The organism is Variovorax sp. UMC13, from assembly GCF_014170375.1.
In the GTDB taxonomy this organism is placed as follows: domain Bacteria; phylum Pseudomonadota; class Gammaproteobacteria; order Burkholderiales; family Burkholderiaceae_C; genus Variovorax.
This window is the reverse complement of record NZ_LZZW01000012.1, coordinates 1-18,684: the sequence shown is the minus strand read 5'-3', so window position 1 is coordinate 18,684 and position 18,684 is coordinate 1. Positions and strand designations below refer to the sequence as shown.

21 protein-coding genes are annotated in these 18,684 nt (G+C 68.3%); 10 read left to right on the top strand and 11 right to left on the bottom strand.

Translation table 11 applies throughout. From position 1 onward, the window contains the following. Positions 1 to 86: 86 nt before the first annotated feature. From lepA to nagZ, 9 genes are all read left to right on the top strand, one after another. Positions 87 to 1,898 carry a translation elongation factor 4 gene (gene lepA / locus A9977_RS08635; RefSeq protein ID WP_183024486.1) on the top strand — a complete coding sequence of 604 codons (1,812 nt, stop codon included), beginning with the start codon at positions 87 to 89 and terminating at the stop codon, positions 1,896 to 1,898. A 127-nt stretch (positions 1,899 to 2,025) separates the two neighbouring features. Continuing rightward, positions 2,026 to 2,997 (top strand): signal peptidase I, encoded by a 972-nt coding sequence (gene lepB / locus A9977_RS08630; RefSeq protein WP_183024485.1) that lies wholly within the window; start codon positions 2,026 to 2,028, stop codon positions 2,995 to 2,997. 24 nt (positions 2,998 to 3,021) lie between these two features. Then, positions 3,022 to 3,396 (top strand): DUF4845 domain-containing protein, encoded by a 375-nt coding sequence (locus A9977_RS08625; RefSeq protein ID WP_183024484.1) that lies wholly within the window; start codon positions 3,022 to 3,024, stop codon positions 3,394 to 3,396. A gap of 2 nt (positions 3,397 to 3,398) precedes the next feature. After that, positions 3,399 to 4,094 (top strand): ribonuclease III, encoded by a 696-nt coding sequence (gene rnc / locus A9977_RS08620; RefSeq protein WP_183024483.1) that lies wholly within the window; start codon positions 3,399 to 3,401, stop codon positions 4,092 to 4,094. Positions 4,095 to 4,159: 65 nt separating this feature from the next. Then, a complete protein-coding gene (gene era / locus A9977_RS08615; protein WP_405054679.1) occupies positions 4,160 to 5,116 on the top strand; it encodes a GTPase Era in 957 nt (318 codons plus the stop codon). 69 nt (positions 5,117 to 5,185) lie between these two features. Next, positions 5,186 to 5,956, top strand: coding sequence for a DNA repair protein RecO (gene recO, locus A9977_RS08610; protein WP_183024482.1), 771 nt, complete (start codon positions 5,186 to 5,188; stop codon positions 5,954 to 5,956). A gap of 6 nt (positions 5,957 to 5,962) precedes the next feature. After that, complete coding sequence (locus A9977_RS08605) at positions 5,963 to 6,730, top strand: pyridoxine 5'-phosphate synthase (RefSeq protein ID WP_183024481.1); 768 nt, start codon at positions 5,963 to 5,965, stop codon at positions 6,728 to 6,730. A 4-nt stretch (positions 6,731 to 6,734) separates the two neighbouring features. Then, on the top strand, positions 6,735 to 7,148 hold the full coding sequence (gene acpS, locus A9977_RS08600; protein ID WP_183024480.1) for a holo-ACP synthase: 414 nt from the start codon (positions 6,735 to 6,737) through the stop codon (positions 7,146 to 7,148). Continuing rightward, on the top strand, positions 7,145 to 8,218 hold the full coding sequence (nagZ, locus tag A9977_RS08595; RefSeq protein ID WP_183024479.1) for a beta-N-acetylhexosaminidase: 1,074 nt from the start codon (positions 7,145 to 7,147) through the stop codon (positions 8,216 to 8,218). The genes acpS and nagZ overlap by 4 nt, the downstream gene beginning before the upstream one ends. A 7-nt stretch (positions 8,219 to 8,225) precedes the next feature. On the opposite strand, the gene A9977_RS08590 is transcribed toward nagZ, so the two are convergent. From A9977_RS08590 to A9977_RS08575, 4 genes are all read right to left on the bottom strand, one after another. Next, positions 8,226 to 8,750 carry a YgjP-like metallopeptidase domain-containing protein gene (locus A9977_RS08590; RefSeq protein ID WP_183024478.1) on the bottom strand — a complete coding sequence of 175 codons (525 nt, stop codon included), beginning with the start codon at positions 8,748 to 8,750 and terminating at the stop codon, positions 8,226 to 8,228. Then, entirely contained in the window at positions 8,747 to 10,027 is a 1,281-nt protein-coding gene (locus tag A9977_RS08585; RefSeq protein WP_183024477.1) for an Hsp70 family protein, read from the bottom strand. Before A9977_RS08585 ends, A9977_RS08590 begins: the two co-directional genes overlap by 4 nt. Next, positions 10,024 to 11,544 (bottom strand): lysine--tRNA ligase, encoded by a 1,521-nt coding sequence (gene lysS, locus A9977_RS08580; protein WP_183024476.1) that lies wholly within the window; start codon positions 11,542 to 11,544, stop codon positions 10,024 to 10,026. Before lysS ends, A9977_RS08585 begins: the two co-directional genes overlap by 4 nt. 82 nt (positions 11,545 to 11,626) lie before the next feature. Further along, entirely contained in the window at positions 11,627 to 12,277 is a 651-nt protein-coding gene (locus A9977_RS08575; protein WP_183024475.1) for an LON peptidase substrate-binding domain-containing protein, read from the bottom strand. Between the two features lie 140 nt (positions 12,278 to 12,417). Here A9977_RS08575 and A9977_RS08570 point away from each other — a divergent pair, with 140 nt between their 5' ends. Next, positions 12,418 to 12,972, top strand: a complete 555-nt coding sequence (locus tag A9977_RS08570) for a YggT family protein (protein WP_183024474.1) — start codon at positions 12,418 to 12,420, stop codon at positions 12,970 to 12,972. Positions 12,973 to 13,019: 47 nt separating this feature from the next. Here A9977_RS08570 and accD read toward each other — a convergent pair whose 3' ends face one another. The 7 genes from accD to A9977_RS08540 form a co-directional block, all read right to left on the bottom strand. Then, positions 13,020 to 13,892, bottom strand: coding sequence for an acetyl-CoA carboxylase, carboxyltransferase subunit beta (gene accD, locus A9977_RS08565; protein ID WP_183024473.1), 873 nt, complete (start codon positions 13,890 to 13,892; stop codon positions 13,020 to 13,022). Positions 13,893 to 13,987: 95 nt separating this feature from the next. After that, entirely contained in the window at positions 13,988 to 14,833 is an 846-nt protein-coding gene (gene trpA, locus A9977_RS08560) for a tryptophan synthase subunit alpha (RefSeq protein WP_183024472.1), read from the bottom strand. After that, positions 14,830 to 16,098, bottom strand: coding sequence for a tryptophan synthase subunit beta (trpB, locus tag A9977_RS08555; RefSeq protein ID WP_183024471.1), 1,269 nt, complete (start codon positions 16,096 to 16,098; stop codon positions 14,830 to 14,832). The genes trpA and trpB overlap by 4 nt, the downstream gene beginning before the upstream one ends. A gap of 50 nt (positions 16,099 to 16,148) precedes the next feature. Beyond that, on the bottom strand, positions 16,149 to 16,829 hold the full coding sequence (locus A9977_RS08550; protein ID WP_183024470.1) for a phosphoribosylanthranilate isomerase: 681 nt from the start codon (positions 16,827 to 16,829) through the stop codon (positions 16,149 to 16,151). Continuing rightward, positions 16,826 to 17,647 (bottom strand): tRNA pseudouridine(38-40) synthase TruA, encoded by an 822-nt coding sequence (gene truA, locus A9977_RS08545; RefSeq protein ID WP_183024469.1) that lies wholly within the window; start codon positions 17,645 to 17,647, stop codon positions 16,826 to 16,828. Before truA ends, A9977_RS08550 begins: the two co-directional genes overlap by 4 nt. A gap of 37 nt (positions 17,648 to 17,684) precedes the next feature. Next, a complete protein-coding gene (locus A9977_RS34195; protein WP_259651873.1) occupies positions 17,685 to 17,918 on the bottom strand; it encodes a FimV/HubP family polar landmark protein in 234 nt (77 codons plus the stop codon). Then, the coding region (locus A9977_RS08540) for a FimV family protein (RefSeq protein ID WP_405054675.1) at positions 17,915 to 18,684 on the bottom strand (770 nt) is incomplete at its 5' end. The genes A9977_RS34195 and A9977_RS08540, both read right to left, overlap by 4 nt.

Genomic DNA, 18,684 nt, shown 5'->3' with positions numbered 1-18,684 from the left:
GGGCGCGTCTCTTTCGGACGCGCCCTTTTTTCTTGCCTGTCGCCTTCTGCGCACGAGGCAATTCAAGTACTTAAGCGTTCCCGTTGATGAATCACATCAGAAATTTTTCGATCATTGCGCACATCGACCACGGCAAGTCGACGCTTGCGGACCGTCTGATCCAGCGTTGCGGCGGCCTCGCGGAACGCGAGATGGAAGCGCAGGTTCTCGACTCGATGGACATCGAGAAAGAGCGTGGGATAACCATCAAGGCGCAGACCGCTGCGCTGCATTACAAGGCCCGCGACGGCAAGGTCTACAACCTCAATCTGATCGACACGCCGGGCCACGTGGACTTCTCTTATGAAGTGAGTCGTTCGCTGTCGGCATGCGAAGGCGCGCTGCTCGTCGTCGATGCATCGCAGGGTGTGGAAGCGCAGACGGTGGCCAACTGCTACACCGCGCTCGACCTCGGTGTCGAGGTGATCCCCGTGCTCAACAAGATCGATCTGCCCAACGCGGATCTGGACAACGCGCGCACCGAGATCGAAGACGTGATCGGCATCGACGCGACCGATGCGATCCCGTGTTCGGCCAAGACCGGCGTGGGCATCGACGACATCCTCGAGGCCATCGTCGCGAAGATGCCCGCGCCGCGCGGCAATCCCGACGGCCCGCTGCGCGCGATGATCGTCGACAGCTGGTTCGACCCCTACGTCGGCGTCGTGATGCTGGTGCGTGTGGTCGACGGTCGCCTGGTGAAGGGCGAGCGCATCAAGATGATGGCTTCGGGCGCGATTTACAACGCCGACAGCGTCGGGGTGTTCACGCCGGCCAACGAGCCGCGCGCTTCGCTCGAAGCCGGCGAGGTGGGCTACATCATCGCGGGCATCAAGGAGCTGCAGGCGGCCAAGGTCGGCGACACGGTGACGCTGATCAAGCCGGGCACCGGCGGTGCCGCGGCCACGGCCACCGAAGCGCTGCCGGGCTTCAAGGAGATCCAGCCGCAGGTGTTCGCAGGCCTCTACCCGACCGAGGCCAGCGAGTACGACTCGCTGCGCGACGCGCTGGAGAAGCTCAAGCTCAACGATTCCTCGCTGCGCTACGAACCCGAGGTGAGCCAGGCGCTGGGCTTCGGTTTCCGCTGCGGCTTCCTGGGCCTGCTGCACATGGAGATCGTGCAGGAGCGGCTGGAGCGCGAGTTCGACCAGGACCTGATCACGACCGCGCCCAGCGTGGTCTACCAGGTGGTGCGCAGCGACGGCGAAGTGATCATGGTCGAGAACCCGTCCAAGATGCCCGACGTCGGCCGCATGTCGGAGATCCGCGAGCCGATCGTGACCGTGCACCTCTACATGCCGCAGGAATACGTCGGCGTCGTCATGACGCTGGCCAACCAGAAGCGCGGCGTGCAGATGAACATGGCCTACCACGGCCGCCAGGTCATGCTGACCTACGAGATGCCGCTGGGCGAGATCGTGCTCGACTTCTTCGACAAGCTGAAGTCGGTGAGCCGCGGCTATGCCTCCATGGACTACGAGTTCAAGGAGTACCGCGCGTCCGACGTGGTCAAGGTCGACATCCTGCTCAACGGCGAGAAGGTCGATGCGCTGTCGATCATCGTGCACCGCAGCCAGTCGCAGTACCGCGGCCGGGCGGTGGTGTCGAAGATGCGCGAGATCATTTCGCGCCAGATGTTCGACGTCGCGATCCAGGCGGCCATCGGGGTCACCATCATCGCGCGTGAGACAATCAAGGCGCTGCGCAAGAACGTGCTCGCCAAGTGCTACGGCGGCGACATCTCCCGCAAGAAGAAGCTGCTCGAGAAGCAGAAGGCGGGCAAGAAGCGGATGAAGCAGATCGGCTCCGTCGAGGTGCCGCAAGAGGCCTTCCTTGCGATCCTGCAAGTCGAAGACTGAAGAATGAACCACCCCCGCAGCGCTCCCTCGAGCGGGCGATGCCGGCGGCCCGGCACGGCCGGTTCCGCGGCATCTCCGGCATGGGACCGCGCTGTTCCCGACGCCTGCAGCATCTAAAAGAACGAAGATGGCACTCCTCACCTCCCTCATCCTGGCCGCGTTCGGCGCTTACGTCGGCGCCTGGTACTTCGGTGCCGTCGAAGGCAACTTCGCGCTGCTGCTGTTCGTGGCGACGGTCGTCACCGGCCTCTACTGGCTGGCCGAGCGCTTCTACTTCCTGCCGCGGCGCCGCCAGGCGGCCGAGCGGCTCGACGCCTCGCTCGTGCAGCGGCGCGAAGAATTGGCGCGCCAGGGCATCGAGCAGGTCGACCGGGTCGACGTCAAGGCACGCGAGCGGCTCATCATGCAGCCCTGGTGGCTGGACTGGACCGCCGGCCTGTTCCCGGTGATCCTGGTGGTGTTCCTGCTGCGCTCCTTCCTGTTCGAGCCCTTCAAGATCCCCTCGGGCTCGATGATGCCGACGCTGCTCACCGGCGACCTGATCCTGGTGAACAAGTTCACCTACGGCCTGCGCCTGCCGGTGCTCAACACCAAGATCACCGAAGGCAAGGCCCCGGCCCGCGGCGACGTGATGGTGTTCCGCTACCCGCCCAAGCCCAGCCTCGACTACATCAAGCGCGTGGTCGGCGTGCCCGGCGACGAGGTGGCCTACCTGAACAAGCAGTTGACCATCAACGGCCAGCCGGTCAGCAAGGACGCGATCCCCGAGTATTTCGACGAGGAGACCATGCGCTACCTCAAGCAATACACCGAGACGCTGGGCACCACGCAGCACAAGCTGCTCAACGACGAGACCCGCCGCGCGGGCATCTCCGACGTCGAGGTGATGAGCTTTCCGGACCGGGATAATTGTCGTTACAGTGTCGAAGGCGTGGTCTGCAAGGTGCCGGCCGGCCACTATTTCATGATGGGCGACAACCGCGACAACTCGCTCGACTCGCGCTATTGGGGCTTCGTGCCCGACCAGAACATCGTCGGGCGCGCGTTCTTCGTCTGGATGAATTTCGGCAATCTCAAGCGCATCGGCGCGTTCCAATAAAAGCAATCATTCGAGGGTAGAGCAATGGCAAAGAGCATTGAACGGTCGGCATCCGCGTCGAAGCAACGCGGCATCTCCTTCATCGGGCTGCTGTTCGTGGCCATCGTGCTGGCCTGCGTCGGCGTGGTGGTGGCCCAGGTCATCCCGACGCTGATCGAGTACCAGGCCATCAACAAGGCCGCGGCCAAGGCCGCCGAAGGCAGCACGGTGCCCGAAGTGCGTTCCATCTTCGACCGCGCCCAGGCCATCGACGACTTCAAGTCGGTCAGCGGCAAGGACCTCGACGTGCAGAAGGTCGGCGACAAGGTCGTCGTGTCCTATGCCTACGACCGCGAAATCCATCTGTTCGGCCCGGCCTACCTGGTACTCAAGTACAAGGGCCAGGGTCAGTCCCGCTGACCGTGGCAGAAGGCGCTCTTGTTGCGCTGCAGGCGCGCCTCCGGCATGAATTCGCCGACGCGCGGCTGCTGCAGCGCGCACTCACCCACCGCAGTTTTTCCGCCGACCACAACGAGCGGCTCGAATTCCTCGGCGACTCGGTCCTGAGTCTGGCCGTCTCTCACCTGCTCTACGAGCGGCTCGCGGACCTGCCCGAAGGCGATCTGTCGCGCGTACGCGCCAACCTGGTCAAGCAGGACACGCTGCACCAGCTGGCGGTCAAGCTGGCGATTTCGCCGCTGCTGCGGCTGGGCGAGGGCGAGGCCCGCTCGGGCGGCCCGAACCGCCCCTCGATCCTGGCCGATGCGCTGGAGGCGCTGATCGGCGCCGTTTACCTCGATGCCGGCTACGGCGCGGCGCAGGCGCTGGTGCGCCGGCTCTACGAGTCGGTCGAGATCACGCCGCGCATGGAAGCCGCCGCCAAGGACCCCAAGACCGAATTGCAGGAATGGCTGCAGGGGCACAAAATGAAACTGCCGGTCTACCGCGTCAGCGGCACGCTCGGCGCAGCCCACAAGCAGACCTTCGATGTCGAGTGCGAGGTGCCCGAACTGGGGCTGACCGAGCGCGGCATCGGCGGTTCGCGACGCGCCGGCGAGCAGGCCGCGGCCGCGGCGATGCTGATCCGACTCAAGGCCCGCGGCACGAAAGCAACATGACCCCTACACACGATGTCCCCGACGCCGATGGCGCCCCCGAAAAGCTGATCCCGCCCGTCCCCGGCATGCCACCCATGCCCGCGATGCCCGGGGCGGCGGCCGCCGACACCTCGGTCCACGGGCCGCAGCACTGCGGCCTGATCGCCATCGTCGGCAAGCCCAACGTGGGCAAGTCGACGCTGCTCAACGCGCTGGTCGGCCAGAAGATCAGCATCACCTCGCGCAAGGCCCAGACCACGCGCCACCGCATCACCGGCATGCGCACCCGCGAGGCCACGCAGTTCGTGTTTGTCGACACGCCGGGCTTCCAGACGCTGCACGCCAACGCGCTCAACAAGTCGCTCAACAAGACCGTGCTGGGCGCGGTCGGTGACGTGGACCTGATCCTGTTCGTGGTCGAGGCCGGCAGCTTCACGCCGGCCGACGAGCGCGTGCTCAAGCTGCTGGGCAAGGGCATCCCGACGGTGCTGCTGGCCAACAAGCTGGACAACATCCACCGCCGCGGCGATGTCGCGCCCTGGCTGCAGACCATGCACGAGAAGCACGACTTCGCCGAGCTCGTGCCGATGTCGGCCAAGAGCGCCAAGGACGTCGAGCGCCTGTTCGCCATCTGCGCCAAGTACCTGCCCGAGCAGCCCTGGTTCTATGCCGAGGACGAACTCACCGACCGCAGCGAGAAATTCCTGGCCGGCGAGATGGTGCGCGAGAAGCTGTTCCGCCTGACCGGCGACGAACTGCCCTACACCTCGACCGTGATCATCGACAAGTTCGAGGAAGAGCCGCCGCAGAAGAAGGGGCAGAAGCGCCTGATGCGCATCGCCGCGACCATCGTGGTCGAGCGCGACACGCACAAGGCCATGGTCATCGGCGACAAGGGCGACCGCATCAAGCGCATCGGCACCGAGACCCGGGTCGAGCTCGAGAAGCTGATGGATGCCAAGGTGTTCATCGAGCTCTGGGTGAAGGTGCGCTCCGGCTGGGCCGACGACGAAGCGCGCGTGCGCAGCTTCGGTTACGAATAAGCACAGCCCCGGACCTGCGCGCTGCGCGTCGCCACCAGGCGCCCGCCTCGGCGCCCAGCGCGCACTGACATGGCCACCCAACGCGTCTCCCACGAACCCGCCTACGTGCTGCACCGCTACGACTGGAGCGAGTCGAGCGTGATCCTGGAGGTCTTCACCCGCCACCACGGTCGTGTCGCCATCGTGGCCAAGGGCGCGAAGCGGCCCAGCTCCAACTTCCGGCCGGTGCTGCTGCCGCTGCAGCCGCTGCAGCTCAACTACGGCGGCGACGCCGAGATCCGCACGCTCAAGAGCGCCGAATGGATGGGCGGCCTGGTGATGCCCACCGGCGAATCGCTGCTGTCGGGTTACTACGTCAACGAGCTGCTGCTGCGGCTGCTGGCGCGCGACGACGCGCACGAGGCGCTGTTCGACGCCTATGCGGGCGTGGTCGAGGTGCTGGCCAGCGACCATGGGGTGGCCCAGGCCGCGACCCAGGCCGCCGCGCTGCGGGCCTTCGAACTGCTGCTGCTGCGCGGCGTCGGCCTGCTGCCGGTGCTCGACACCGAAACCCTGACGCTCGCGCCGCTGGCCGAGGATGCGCGCTATGCGCTGGTGCCCGAGGCCGGCCTGCGCGAGTCGGCGCCGGCCGACGCCTCGCTCGCGGGCGCCGACTGGCTGGCGCTGCAGGAGGCGCTGGACGATCGCTCGCCTTTCACGGCCACCTTGCGCTGCGTGGCCCTGCTCAGCGCCGGCAGCAACGCGGCCCTGCGCAGCCAGTTGCGCACGCTGCTGAACTACCATTGCGGCGTTACCACCCTGCGGACCCGGCAGATGATGCGGGATCTGCAAGCCCTCTGATCGCCCATGACCACGCCTTCCTCCCTCACGGCCCTCTCGGTCAACCTGAACAAGGTCGCGCTGGTGCGCAACACGCGCCACCTCGGCATCCCCAGCGTGCTGCGCGCCGCGACCCTGTGCCTGCAAGCCGGCGCCACGGGCATCACGGTGCACCCGCGGCCCGACGAGCGCCACATCCGGGCACACGACGTGCACGATCTCGCGGCCCTGCTGTCGAGCGACTGGCCGCAGGTCGAGTTCAACATCGAGGGCAACCCCTTCCACAACCTGATGGATTTCGTGCGCGCCTGCCGGCCCCACCAGGCCACCTTCGTGCCCGACAGCGAGACGCAGTCCACCAGCGACCACGGCTGGAGCTTTCCGTCCGATGCCGAGCGCCTGCGCCCGCTGATCGCCGAAACCCAGGCGCTGGGCGTGCGCGTGAGCCTGTTCATGGACCCGATCCCCGAGATGATGGCCGCGGTCAAGGCCGTGGGCGCCGACCGGGTCGAGCTCTACACCGAGGGCTATGCGGCCTCGCGCGGCTCGGCCAGGGCCCCCGAGGTGCTCGCGCGTTACGCCGAGACCGCGCGCGCCGCCCAGGCCGCGGGGCTGGAGGTCAATGCCGGCCACGACCTGAGCCGCGACAACCTCACGGATTTCCTGCGCGCGGTGCAGGGCGTCAAGGAGGTCTCGATCGGCCATGCCTTCGTCGCCGACGCGCTCGAACTGGGCTACGCCGCCACCACGCGCGACTACCTGCGCTGCATCGACGAGGCGCAGGCCGCGAAGTGAACGCGTGATCTACGGCATCGGCACCGACATCTGCGACGTGCGCCGCGTCGCCGCCACCTTCGAGCGCCAGGGCGAGCGCTTCGCGCGCAAGGTGCTCAGCGACGCCGAATTCGCGGTCTGGCAGGCGCGCAGCGCGCGCTGGCCGAAGCGCGGCCTGAGCTACCTGGCGACGCGCTTCTCGGCCAAGGAAGCCTTCAGCAAGGCCGTCGGCATGGGCATGCGCATGCCCATGAGCTGGCGGCTCTGCGAGATCGCCAACGAGCGCAGCGGCAAGCCGGTGATCGTGCTGCACGGCGTGCTCAAGGAATGGTTCGAGGCGCGCGGGCTCACGGCCCACGTCACCGTGACCGACGAAACCGATTACGCGGCCAGCTTCGTGGTGGTCGAGCAGCATCCGAAGACGGACCCGAGCCCATGAATTCCCCGACGACGACCCAGCGGCCCCTCGTGATCGACGTGGCCGGCACCGCCCTCACGCCCGCCGAACGGCGTCGGCTCGCCCATCCGCAGGTCGGCGGCGTGATCCATTTCGCGCGCAACTGGCAGGACCGGGCGCAGATGCAGGCGCTCAATGCGGAGATCAAGGCGATCCGGCCGGACATCCTGGTCTGCGTCGACCATGAAGGCGGGCGCGTGCAGCGCTTTCGCACCGACGGCTTCACGCGGCTGCCCTCGATGCGCACGCTGGGCACGCTGTGGATGGACGACGCGATGCGTGCGGTGCAGGCCGCGACCGCGGCCGGCTTCGTGCTGGCGAGCGAGCTGCGCGCGGTGGGCGTCGACTTCAGCTTCGCGCCGGTGCTCGACCTCGACCATGGCGGAAGTTCGGTCATCGGCGACCGCAGCTTCCACCGCGACCCGCGCGTCGCCGCCTTGCTGGCCCAGAGCCTGATGCACGGCCTGCTGCAGGCCGGCATGGCCAACTGCGGCAAGCACTTTCCCGGCCATGGCTTTGTCAAGGCCGACTCGCATGTCGCGATCCCGGTCGACCGGCGCAGCCTCAAGGCCATCCTGGCCGACGACGCGCGGCCCTTCGAATGGCTCGGCGGCACGCTGGCCGCGGTGATGCCGGCCCATGTGATCTATCCCAGGGTCGATGCACGCCCCGCGGGCTTTTCGGCCCGATGGCTGCAGGCCATCCTGCGCGGCCGGCTCGGCTTCGAGGGCGCGATCTTCAGCGACGACCTGAGCATGGAGGCCGGCCGCTACATCGACGGCCAGCTGCTCAGCTACACCGACGCCGCCCTGGCCGCGCTCGCGGCCGGCTGCGACCTGGCGATGCTCTGCAACCAGAGCGTGGGCGAGGGTGCGCCGCTGGACGAATTGCTCGAAGGCTTCAGCGTCGCCGCGGCCGATGGCCGCTGGCAGCCCGATGCGGCCGGCGAGGCCCGGCGCCGCGCCTTGCTGCCGACCTCGGCCGCGCTGGACTGGGAGGCGCTGACCGCGTCCGCGGCCTACCGGCGCGCAGTGGCGCTGCTGCCCGGCTGAGACTTCTTCAGGAGCCGGCGCTGTCCGGCTCGGCATTCCACAGCCGCGCGCCGCCGGTGTCGAGGTGCGTCAGGTAGAGCCGCAGGTCGAACTCGCGCTGGTGGTAGTCGGGGTCCATGTGCGTGCACAGCGCATAGAAGGCCTTGTCGTGCTCGCGCTCCTTCATGTGTGCGAGTTCGTGCACCACGATCATCCGCAGCCACTCGAGCGGCACCGCCTTGAACAGGCTGGCCACGCGGATCTCGCGCTTGGCCTTGAGCTTGCTGCCCTGCACGCGCGAGACCGTGGTGTGGGTGCCCAGCGCGTGGCGGATCACGTGCAGCTTGCTGTCGAACATCACCTTGGACAGCGGATCGGCGTTGCGCAGGAACTCGTTCTTGAGCCCCGTCACATAGTCGTACAGCGCGCGGTCGGTGCGCACCGCGTGCAGCGCCGGATAACGCTTGAGCAGCATGGGCGCCAGCCCCTGCGCGGCGATCAGCTCGCGCACCTGCGCCTGCAGCGCAGGCGGGTAGTGCGCGAGGTACTTCACGCCGTGCTGGCGGCCTTGCGCGTGGCCCGTGCCGCGTAGGCCAGGCCCGCGGCCACGCCGCCGAACAGGTCGCCCTCGACCAGCTTGACGCCGGCGAAGCTGCGCCGCAGCGCATCCTGGAAGGGCCGCAGCGCCGAGGAGCCGCCGGTCAGGTAGATCGCGTCGAGGTCGTGGCTGCGCAGGCCGGCGCGGCGCACGCATTCGTGCGCGCTGGCCACCACCTTGCCCAGCGCATCGGCCAGCTGCTCGGCCATGTCCTGCGGCGTCAGCGAGGCACCCAGGCCGGCCTCGGCAAAGGACAGGTCGATGGCCACGGCCTCGTCGCCGATCGAACTCTGGATCTTGGCCTGCTCGACCTCGCTCGCGATGCGGTGGCCGTAGCGCTCTTCCAGCACCGTCATGAGCCGCGCGTGCAACCGCGTGTCGGCATAGCTGGTGCGCAGCTCCTGCGCCTGGCGCACCGCCTTGGGCGCGTAGAGCCAGTTGATCAGGTGCCAGGACGAGAGCTCGAAGAAGACCTTGCTCGGCACCTCGCGCCCGCGCGTGTCGTGGTGGCGGAAGCCCAGCAGCGGCATCACGCGCTCGAGGTTCAGCCGCTGGTCGAAGTCGGTGCCGCCGATGTGCACGCCGCTGGTGGCCAGCACGTCGTCGCTGCGCTCGGGGCGCACCGCACGCTCGGGGCCGAGCCGGACCACGGTGAAGTCGGAGGTGCCGCCGCCGATGTCGACGATCAGGATCACCGATTCCTTGCGCACGCGCTGCTCGTAGTCGAAGGCCGCGGCGATGGGCTCGAACTGGAACGCGATCTCGCGGAAGCCCGCGGCGCGCGCGGCCAGGCGCAGGCTGTCCTCGGCCTGGCGGTCGCGCTTGGCGTCGTCGTCGACGAAGTGCACCGGCCGGCCGAGCACCACGCGCTCGGGCCGGTGGCCCAGCGTCTGTTCGGCGCGCGTGCCCAGCTCGTGCAGGAAGCGCGCGACGATGTCCTGGAAGCTGATCAGTCCGTCGTAGACGGCCGTGGTCTCCTGCATCAGCGAGCTGCCGAGCAGGCTCTTGAGCGAGCGCATCAGCCGGCCTTCGACCCCCGCCAGATACATGGCGACGGCGTCGCGGCCGAAATGGGTCGTGCGGTCTTCGGCGTTGTAGAACAGGGCGGTCGGCATGGTGGTGGCCGTGCCCTCGAGCGGCAGCGCTTCCGCGATGCCGCCATCGATCGCCCAGGCGATCGCGGAGTTGGAGGTGCCGAAATCGATGCCGATGCCGGCGTTCGTCGCGTTCAAGCTTCTCGACGCAGTGCGGGGAACAGGATCACGTCGCGGATGCTCGGCGAGTCGGTCAGCAGCATCATGAAGCGGTCGATGCCGATGCCGCAGCCGCCGGTGGGGGGCATGCCGTACTCGAGCGCGCGCACGAAGTCGTGGTCGTAGAACATGGCTTCGTCGTCGCCCGAGTCCTTGGCCGCGACCTGCGCGTTGAAGCGCGCGGCCTGGTCCTCGGCGTCGTTGAGCTCGCTGAAACCGTTGCCGAACTCGCGGCCGGTGATGTAGAGCTCGAAGCGCTCGGTGACTTCGGGGCGTTCGTCGTTGGCGCGGGCCAGCGGCGAGATCTCGGTCGGGTGCTCCATGATGAAGGTCGGCTGCCAGAGCTTCTCTTCGACCGTTTCCTCGAAGTACAGCACCTGCAGGCTCGCCAGGCTGCGCTGCGAGAGCTTGTCCTTCTCTTCATTCAGGCCGAGCTTGCGCAGGGCATTGATCAGCCAGGTCGTGTCGTCGACGTTGGCGCCGGCGTCGGTGTGCTTGACGATGGCTTCGCGGATCGTGAGCCGCTCGAAGGGCTGGCTCAGGTCGACGGCCTTGCCCTGGTAAGTCAGCTGCTCGCCGCCGGTGGTCTTCTTCGCGATCGTGCGGATGATCAGCTCGGTGAAGTCCATCAGGTCCTGGTAGTTCCAGTAGGCCGCGTAGAACTCCATCATCGTGAACTCGGGGTTGTGCCGCACCGAGATGCCCTCGTTGCGGTAGCTCCGGTTGATCTCGAACACGCGTTCGAAGCCGCCCACGATCAGGCGCTTGAGGTAGAGCTCGGGCGCGATGCGCAGGAACATCTCCTGGTCGAGCGCGTTGTGGTGCGTCTTGAAGGGCTTGGCGTTGGCGCCGCCCGGAATCGGGTGCAGCATGGGCGTCTCGACCTCGAGGAAGTCGTTGGCCACCATGAACTCGCGCAGCGCGCTCACGGCCTTGCTGCGTGCCTTGAAGCGGTCGCGCGCCGATTCGTCGGTGATCAGGTCGACGTAGCGCTGGCGGTACTTCTGCTCCTGGTCGGCCATGCCGTGGAACTTGTCGGGCAGCGGGCGCAGGCTCTTGGTGAGCAGGCGCAGCGACGTGACCTTGACCGACAGCTCGCCGGTCTTGGTCTTCATCAAGGTGCCTTTGGCACCGACGATGTCGCCCAGGTCCCAGCGCTTGAAGTCGGCGTAGACCTCTTCGCCCAGCGCGTCGCGCGTCACGTAGAGCTGGATGCGGCCGGTGGCGTCCTGCACCGAGGCGAAGCTGGCCTTGCCCATCACGCGCTTGAGCATCATGCGGCCGGCGACGCTGACCGTCACGGGCTGCGCTTCGAGCGACTCGGCGCTGGCTTCGCCGTGCGAAGCGGCCAGGCCCACGGCGCGGTGCGCGGGCTTGAAGTCGTTGGGGAAGGCGACGCCCTGGCCGGCGCGTAGCGCCTTGAGTTTCTCGCGCCGCTCGGCCATCAATTGGTTTTCGTCGATTGCGGGAGCGGGGGAGGTCGTAGGTTCGGTCATGGGCAAGGGTCTGGAGGGCACGAGCGGTGCCGCGCGAAGCCCGTGATTTTAGCCCGCCGTCCCCTGGCGGGCGCCCAGGCGATCAGCCGGCGATGTTGTGGCGCGCCAGCAGGTCGCTCACCAGTTCCAGCCGCATCAGCGGGCTGTCGAGCTCCATCAGCCGCTGCTTGAGCGTGTTCTGCATGGGCAGCAGCTCCGACCAGCGGTTGGCGACCCAGCCGCAGTCGTCGAAGCGGTAGGGCGCGGCGATCGGCAGGCGCAGGTCCGGATCCTGCGCGGCGATGCGCCGCTGCTCGAGCGTGTCGACCAGCCGTCGCAGCGCGTCGGCCGCATGCTGCAGGTCGGACGGAATGCCGAGCGCGACGTCGTCGGGCATTGGGTCGACCTCGGCGGTCCAGAGGCCGTGCTTCTGCAGTTCGCTGCTTCGGACCTCGAAGCGCTGGGTGCCCAGGCATTCGATCTCGAACAGGCCGGGCTGCGGGCTGTGCAGGCTGCGGATGGTGGCCAGCGTGCCGACGGTGGAGAAACGTTCGACGCCCGCGCCGGCCGTGCGCACCTCGGCGCCGGCCGTCAGGCTCACCACGCCGAAGGGGAGGCCCTGCTTGTGGCATTTGCCGATCAGGTCGAGGTAGCGCACCTCGAAGATGCGCAGCGGCAGGTAGCCGCCGGGAAACAGCACCGATCCCAACGGGAACAGCGGCAGCGGCGAAGGAAGCGGGGCGGAGGGCGGCATGGTGTCGGAAGACAAGTTCGCGCAAACCGCACCGTAGCAGATGCGAGGGCGCGTGTCAGAGACCCTTGCACTCCTGCGTCGAAGCGCCTGGCCGGCGGCGCGCATGACTATCATCCCTGTCCCTTCACGCCGCACGCGCCATGCTCTACCAGATCCCCTCTTTCCTGCTCGATGTGATCGTGGGCCTGCTGGGCGGCGCCTGCCTGCTGCGGCTGTACATGCAGTACCACCGCGTGCCCTTCGGCAACCCGCTGGGCCGTTTCGTGTTCGCGGTGAGCGACTGGATCGTGATGCCGCTGCGGCGCATCGTGCCCTCGGTCAAGCGCTGGGACCTGGCCAGCGCCGTGGCGGCCTGGCTGCTGGTGCTGGTGAAGTTCCTGCTGCTGTTGCTGCTGGTCGGCCAGTTCGGTCGCATCGCGATCCTGCCGCTGGTGTCGCTGATCGGCCTGCTGCAGCTGGTGGTGTCGGGCCTGACGGCCCTGCTGCTGGTCTACGCCGTGCTGTCGTGGGTGCCCGGCGCCTCGGCCATGCTGCTCGACCTGGTGTCGCGCCTGGCCGAACCCATCGTGCGCCCGCTGCGCCGCATCATTCCGCTGGTCGGCGGTATCGACCTGTCGCCGCTGGCCGCCATCGTGCTGCTGCAGGTGCTGGCCATCGTGCTGGGCAACCTGATGGCGCGGGTGTTCATGATCTGAGGCGGACGCCAGCCTCTCGCGGAAGCTGGGTCGGCGCCTGACAGGCGCTAGAGAATTGCGTCGGCGGGCTGGCGCAGCAGCATCGCCAGGGTGCTGGCAATCGTCTTGCGCAGCTCGCGCCGGTCGCTGATGAAGTCGATCGCGCCCTTGGTCTGCAGGAACTCGGCGCGCTGGAAGCCTTCGGGCAGCGTCACGCGCACGGTGGATTCGATCACGCGCGGGCCGGCGAAGCCGATCAGCGCCTTGGGCTCGGCGATCACCACGTCGCCGACGAAGGCGAAGCCGGCGCTCACGCCGCCCATGGTCGGGTCGGTCAGCACGCTGATGTAGGGCAGGCCCTTCTTCGCCAGGTGCGTGAGGGCGGAATTGGTCTTGGCCATCTGCATCAGCGACAGCAGGCCTTCCTGCATGCGCGCGCCGCCGGTGGCGGTGAAGCAGATGAAGGGCACCTTCTGCTCGATCGCGGTCTCGACGCCGCGCACGAAGCGCTCGCCGACCACGCTGCCCATGCTGCCGCCCATGAATTCGAACTCGAAGCAGGCCACGACCACGTTGATGCTGTGGACCGAGCCGCCCATGACGATCAGCGCGTCGGTCTCGCCGGTGTTCTCCAGCGCTTCCTTGAGCCGCTCGGGGTACTTGCGACTGTCCTTGAACTTCAGCGCGTCGACCGGCAGCACTTCCTGGCCCAGTTCATAGCGGCCTTCGGGGTCGAGGAAGGCGTCGAGCCGGGCCCGGGCGCCGATGCGGTGGTGGTGGCTGCAGCTCGGGCAGACGTTCTGGTTGTGCTCGAGGTCGGTCTTGTAGAGCACGGTCTCGCAGCTCGGGCACTTGATCCAGAGGCCTTCGGGCATCTGGCGGCGCTCGCTGGGGTCGGTCTGGGCGATCTTCGGGGGTAGCAGTTTTTCAAGCCAGCTCATGGGCAATCCTATGTTTTCGCACGGGCGGGCCCGCGCGACGATCTGCTCCCCTCTCCCACCATGTGAAAGAGGGGCTGGGGTCAGGCAACGGGCAATTATCTGCCAGCCGCGTTCTTGGGGGTAGCCGCGGGCAGGGCGTCCAGTGCGTCGCGGATGCCGGCCAGGAACTCACGCACCGCCGGCACCACCTTCTCGCGCGGTTGGCCGTCGATCAGCTGGATGATCCGGGTGCCGATCACCACCGCGTCGGCGGCCGAGCCGACCGCCTGCGCCGTGGCCGCGTCGCGGATGCCGAAGCCCACGCCCACCGGCACGCCCACGTGTTGGCGGATGCGCGGGATCATGCGCCCGACCGCCTCGGTGTCGAGGTGGCCGGCACCCGTCACACCCTTGAGCGACACGTAGTAGACATAGCCGGTCGCGATGCGCCCGACCTGCGCCATGCGCTCGTCGGTGCTGGTGGGCGCCAGCAGGAAGATCAGGTCGATGCCGGCCGTGCGCAGGTCGGCCGCGAAGTCCTCGCAATCTTCGGGCGGGTAGTCGACCACCAGCAGCCCGTCGACGCCGGCGGCGGCCGCGTCGCGGATGAAGCTGCCCGCGCCGTGCACGCCGTTGTAGCGCTCGACCGGGTTGGCGTAGCCCATCAGCACGACCGGCGTGTGGTCGTTGGTCTGGCGGAAGGCCGCGACCATGGCCAGCACCTGCTTCGTGCCCACGCCCAGCGCCAGAGCGGCCTCGCCGGCCTTCTGGATCACCGGGCCGTCGGCCATCGGGTCGGAAAAAGGCACGCCCAGTTCGATCACGTCGGCACCGGCCTCGACCATGCCGTGCATGAGTTCGGGCGTGATGTCGGCGTAGGGGAAGCCGGCGGTCACGTAGGGCACGAGCGCGCGGCGCCCGTCCTTTTGCAGGGCCTCGAAGGCGGCGGCAATCCGGGTCATGCCTTGCCTCCCTTCACGCTCAGGCCGCGCATCGAGGGGCGGTCGTAGAAATCGACGCCCGAGAGGTCGGCCACGGTGCCGATGTCCTTGTCGCCGCGCCCCGAGAGGTTCACCAGGATCGACTGGTCGGTGCGCAGGGTCTTGGCGAGCTTCATCGCATGGGCCACGGCGTGGCTGGATTCGAGCGCGGGAATGATGCCCTCCGTCCGGCACAGGTAGTGGAAGGCTTCGAGCGCCTCGGTGTCAGTGATGCCCACGTATTCGGCGCGGCCGATGTCGGCCAGGTAGGCGTGCTCGGGGCCGACGCCCGGGTAGTCGAGGCCGGCGCTGATGCTGTGCGTTTCGGTCACCTGGCCGTCCTCGTTCTGCAGCAGGTAGGTGCGGTTGCCGTGCAGCACGCCCGAGCTGCCGCGCAGGATCGAGGCCGAATGCTTGCCGCTGTCCAGGCCTTCGCCCGCCGCCTCGACGCCGATCAGGCGGGTGCCGGCGAAGGGGATGTAGGGATGGAAGATGCCCATCGCGTTGCTGCCGCCGCCCACGCAGGCGACCACGGCGTCGGGCTGGCGGCCGTCACCCAGCAGGCCCTGGGCCGCCAGCATCGAGGGCATCTGTTCGATGCATTCGGTGCCGATCACGCTCTGGAAGTCGCGCACCATGGTCGGGTAGGGGTGCGGGCCGGCCACGGTGCCGATGATGTAGAAGGTGTTTTCCACGTTCGTGACCCAGTCGCGCATCGCCTCGTTGAGCGCGTCCTTGAGCGTCTTGCTGCCCGATTCCACCGGCACCACCGTGGCACCCAGCAGGTTCATGCGGTAGACGTTGGGGCTCTGGCGCTGCACGTCCTGGCTGCCCATGTAGACCACGCATTCGAGGCCGTAGCGCGCGCAGATGGTCGCGGTCGCCACGCCGTGCTGGCCGGCGCCGGTCTCGGCGATCACGCGCGGCTTGCCCATGCGGCGCGCCAGCATGGCCTGGCCGATCACGTTGTTGATCTTGTGCGCGCCGGTGTGGTTCAGGTCCTCGCGCTTGAGGTAGATCTGCGCGCCGCCGACCTCGCGGCTGGTGCGCGCCGCGTGGTAGATCGGCGAGGGCCGGCCCACGAAGTGCTTGAGCTCGTAGTGGAATTCGGCCAGGAAGTCCGGGTCGTCCTTGAACTTGGCGTAGGCATCGCGCAGTTCGGCGATGGCATGGGTGAGCGTCTCGCTCGCGAAGCTGCCGCCGTAGGGGCCGAAATGGCCGCTGGCATCGGGTTGCTGGTAGGTCATAAATCTCGATTCGATGGGCCGCGCCCGTCGGAAACGAGACGGTGCGGCGGTCAGGAGGATGCGAGCTCGGCGGCCCTGACGGCCGCGACGAAATCACGGATCTTGGCGGCGTCCTTGATGCCCTTGGACATCTCGACGCCGGAACTCACGTCAACGGCCAGCGACTTGCAACGCGGCCGGAGCTGGCGAATGCCATCGGCCACGTTTGCAGGTGTGAGTCCACCACTCAAGACGAGGTGAGCGTCGACGGCGGGTGGAAGAAGTGACCAATCGAATGCCTTGCCGCCACCGCCATAACCGTCGACATGGGCGTCGAGCAGGATGGCCTGGGCGTGGGAGAAATCGGAAGCGTATTTTACGAGGTCGAAGCCTGCCCCTGCCAGACCCAGCGGAATACGGGCCGCGCGCAGGAAGCGGTGGGCGCCCCGGCCGCTGGCGGCCAGGCATTGCGCGGGCGACTCGTCGCCGTGGAACTGGGCCATCGCGCCCGGCACGCGGGCCAGCGCTGCCACGGTGTTTTCCGGCGTCTCGTTGACGAACAGCAGCACCGGCGTGACAAAGGGCGGCAGCCGCGACGCGAGTTCGGCGGCGCGCTCGGCGCTCACCGCGCGCGGGCTGGCCGGGTAGAGCACGAAACCGACGGCGTCGACGCCGGCGTTCACGGCCGCGTCGAGATCCTGTTCACGGGTGAGGCCGCAGACCTTGATGCGGATGCGCGTGGCGGAAGTCATGGCGAACCATCATACGCAGCGTCCTCGGCCTGCCAGGTCGACTCCGGCGGCAGGCCCCAGGCCGCGTCGTAGAGCGGGCCGACGAAGTAGAGGCCGTCGGCGGAGAAGGTGGGCGCGGCGACCTTGCGGCTGCGCGCGGCCAGCACCTCGGCGATCCATTCGGGCCGCGCATCGCCCCGGCCGACGCGCACCAGGCAGCCCATGAGGTTGCGGATCATGTGGTGCAGGAAGGCGTCGGCCTCGAACTCGAAGTGCCAGTGGCAGCGCTCGCCGTCGGGCGAGGCGTCGTGCTGCGTGATGGCGATGCGGCGCAGCGTCTTGACCGGCGAACGCGCCTGGCAGGCCGAGGCGCGGAAGGAGCTGAAGTCGTGCTGGCCGATGAGCAGGGCGGCCGCGGCGCGCATCGCGTCGCCGTCCAGCGGGTACATCGACCAGCCGACCCGGCCGGCATCGAGGCTGGGGCGCACCGGCGACTGCGACAGCACGTAGCGGTAGCGGCGCGCCAGCGCGCTGGCGCGGCAGTGGAAGGCATCGGGCACCGGGTGGGCCCACTGGACCGCGATGTCCGGCGGCAGGTAGCGGTTGGTGCCGCGCACCCAGGAAAAGGGTGTGCGTTCGATGTCGGTGTCGAAGTGCACCACCTGGTTCAGCCCGTGCACGCCGGTGTCGGTGCGGCCCGCGCAGAGCGTGGAGATGGGCCGGTCGGCGAAGCGCGCCAGCGCGGCTTCGAGCTTGTCCTGCACGGTCCGGCCCGAGAGCTGGCTCTGCCAGCCCTGGTAGGCCTGGCCGTTGTAGCGGACGCCGAGGGCCAGCCTCACGGGAAAAAGCGGGCCGCGGTCGGTGCGGCGCGCGTGTTCAAGCCCACTCGGCGAGCAGCTGCCTCGCCTGGGTCTTCAGGTCGCCGACGCTTTCGGCCTCGACTTCCTCGACCAGCGAGCGCGCGCCTTCGGTGTCGCCCAGCGCCTGCAGCTCGCGCGCCAGCGACAGCTTGATGGCGTGCGGGTTGTCGGCGCCGTCGTCCAGTGCTTCGAGGCGGCCCGGCTCGGTCTCGCCCGCATCCCGGCCGTTGAGGCCGGACAGTGCGCTCATGTCGAATTCGATGAAGCCGGAGTCGTCCTTGGGCGCGGGGCGCAGTTCGGCCGGACGGGTGTGCTCGTCGACCGGCATCGGCATCGAGAAGCCAGGGGTCTCCAGCGCGCCGGGGGCGGTGTTGAAGTCGGTGTCGAAGTCGTTCGATGCGTCGTGCTCGGCGGGCAGCGCCGGTGGTGCCTCCTGCGGGGTTCGGCCGAAGCGGCGGCCACGGCGACCGCGGCCACCGGCAGCACGGCGTCGGCGACCGGGCGCACGCCCGCTTCGTACAGCGGGTTGCCCGGATCCAGTTCCTTGCCCATGTCGACCACGCGGTTCCAGTCGCTGCCGGTGCCGCCGGTGAGCTTGTGGACATCGGCGGCCAGCGCTTCATAGGCGCGCAGGTCGCGGCGCTTGGCGTGGATCTCGAGCAGCTTGAGATGGATGGCCACGCGCTCCGGGTTAATGCGCAGCGCTTCGCGCAGGATTTCCTCGGCCTGCAGGTCGCGGCCGTAGGCGAGGTAGACGTCGGCCTCGGCCACCGGGTCCACGTCGCCGGTGTCGAGCTGGCTGGGCGAATACGACAGCGAGGACACCACCGAATTGCGGTTCCTGGTGTCCACCGATTCGCCGCCGCTGGCCGCAAAGAAGGAGTCCTTGGGCAGCCGGCTTTCCAGGAACACGCTCTCGCCGGCGTCGCGGCGCCGGCTCTGGGTCAAGCGGTAGGCCAGGAAGGCCAGCAGCAGCAGGATCAGCGCGCCGCCGCCCAGCATCAGCGGATTGCTCA

Excerpts from the sequence above, each read along its gene's own strand:
- lysS (WP_183024476.1), bottom strand. The coding sequence starts at position 11,544 with ATGACCGAACCTACGACCTCCCCCGCTCCCGCAATCGACGAAAACCAA.
- A9977_RS08625 (WP_183024484.1), top strand. The coding sequence starts at position 3,022 with ATGGCAAAGAGCATTGAACGGTCGGCATCCGCGTCGAAGCAACGCGGC.
- A9977_RS08575 (WP_183024475.1), bottom strand. The coding sequence starts at position 12,277 with ATGCCGCCCTCCGCCCCGCTTCCTTCGCCGCTGCCGCTGTTCCCGTTG.
- A9977_RS08570 (WP_183024474.1), top strand. The coding sequence starts at position 12,418 with ATGCTCTACCAGATCCCCTCTTTCCTGCTCGATGTGATCGTGGGCCTG.
- nagZ (WP_183024479.1), top strand. The coding sequence starts at position 7,145 with ATGAATTCCCCGACGACGACCCAGCGGCCCCTCGTGATCGACGTGGCC.
- accD (WP_183024473.1), bottom strand. The coding sequence starts at position 13,892 with ATGAGCTGGCTTGAAAAACTGCTACCCCCGAAGATCGCCCAGACCGAC.
- recO (WP_183024482.1), top strand. The coding sequence starts at position 5,186 with ATGGCCACCCAACGCGTCTCCCACGAACCCGCCTACGTGCTGCACCGC.
- A9977_RS08605 (WP_183024481.1), top strand. The coding sequence starts at position 5,963 with ATGACCACGCCTTCCTCCCTCACGGCCCTCTCGGTCAACCTGAACAAG.
- trpB (WP_183024471.1), bottom strand. The coding sequence starts at position 16,098 with ATGACCTACCAGCAACCCGATGCCAGCGGCCATTTCGGCCCCTACGGC.
- trpA (WP_183024472.1), bottom strand. The coding sequence starts at position 14,833 with ATGACCCGGATTGCCGCCGCCTTCGAGGCCCTGCAAAAGGACGGGCGC.
- era (WP_405054679.1), top strand. The coding sequence starts at position 4,160 with ATGCCACCCATGCCCGCGATGCCCGGGGCGGCGGCCGCCGACACCTCG.
- A9977_RS34195 (WP_259651873.1), bottom strand. The coding sequence starts at position 17,918 with ATGAGCGCACTGTCCGGCCTCAACGGCCGGGATGCGGGCGAGACCGAG.
- A9977_RS08550 (WP_183024470.1), bottom strand. The coding sequence starts at position 16,829 with ATGACTTCCGCCACGCGCATCCGCATCAAGGTCTGCGGCCTCACCCGT.
- lepB (WP_183024485.1), top strand. The coding sequence starts at position 2,026 with ATGGCACTCCTCACCTCCCTCATCCTGGCCGCGTTCGGCGCTTACGTC.
- lepA (WP_183024486.1), top strand. The coding sequence starts at position 87 with ATGAATCACATCAGAAATTTTTCGATCATTGCGCACATCGACCACGGC.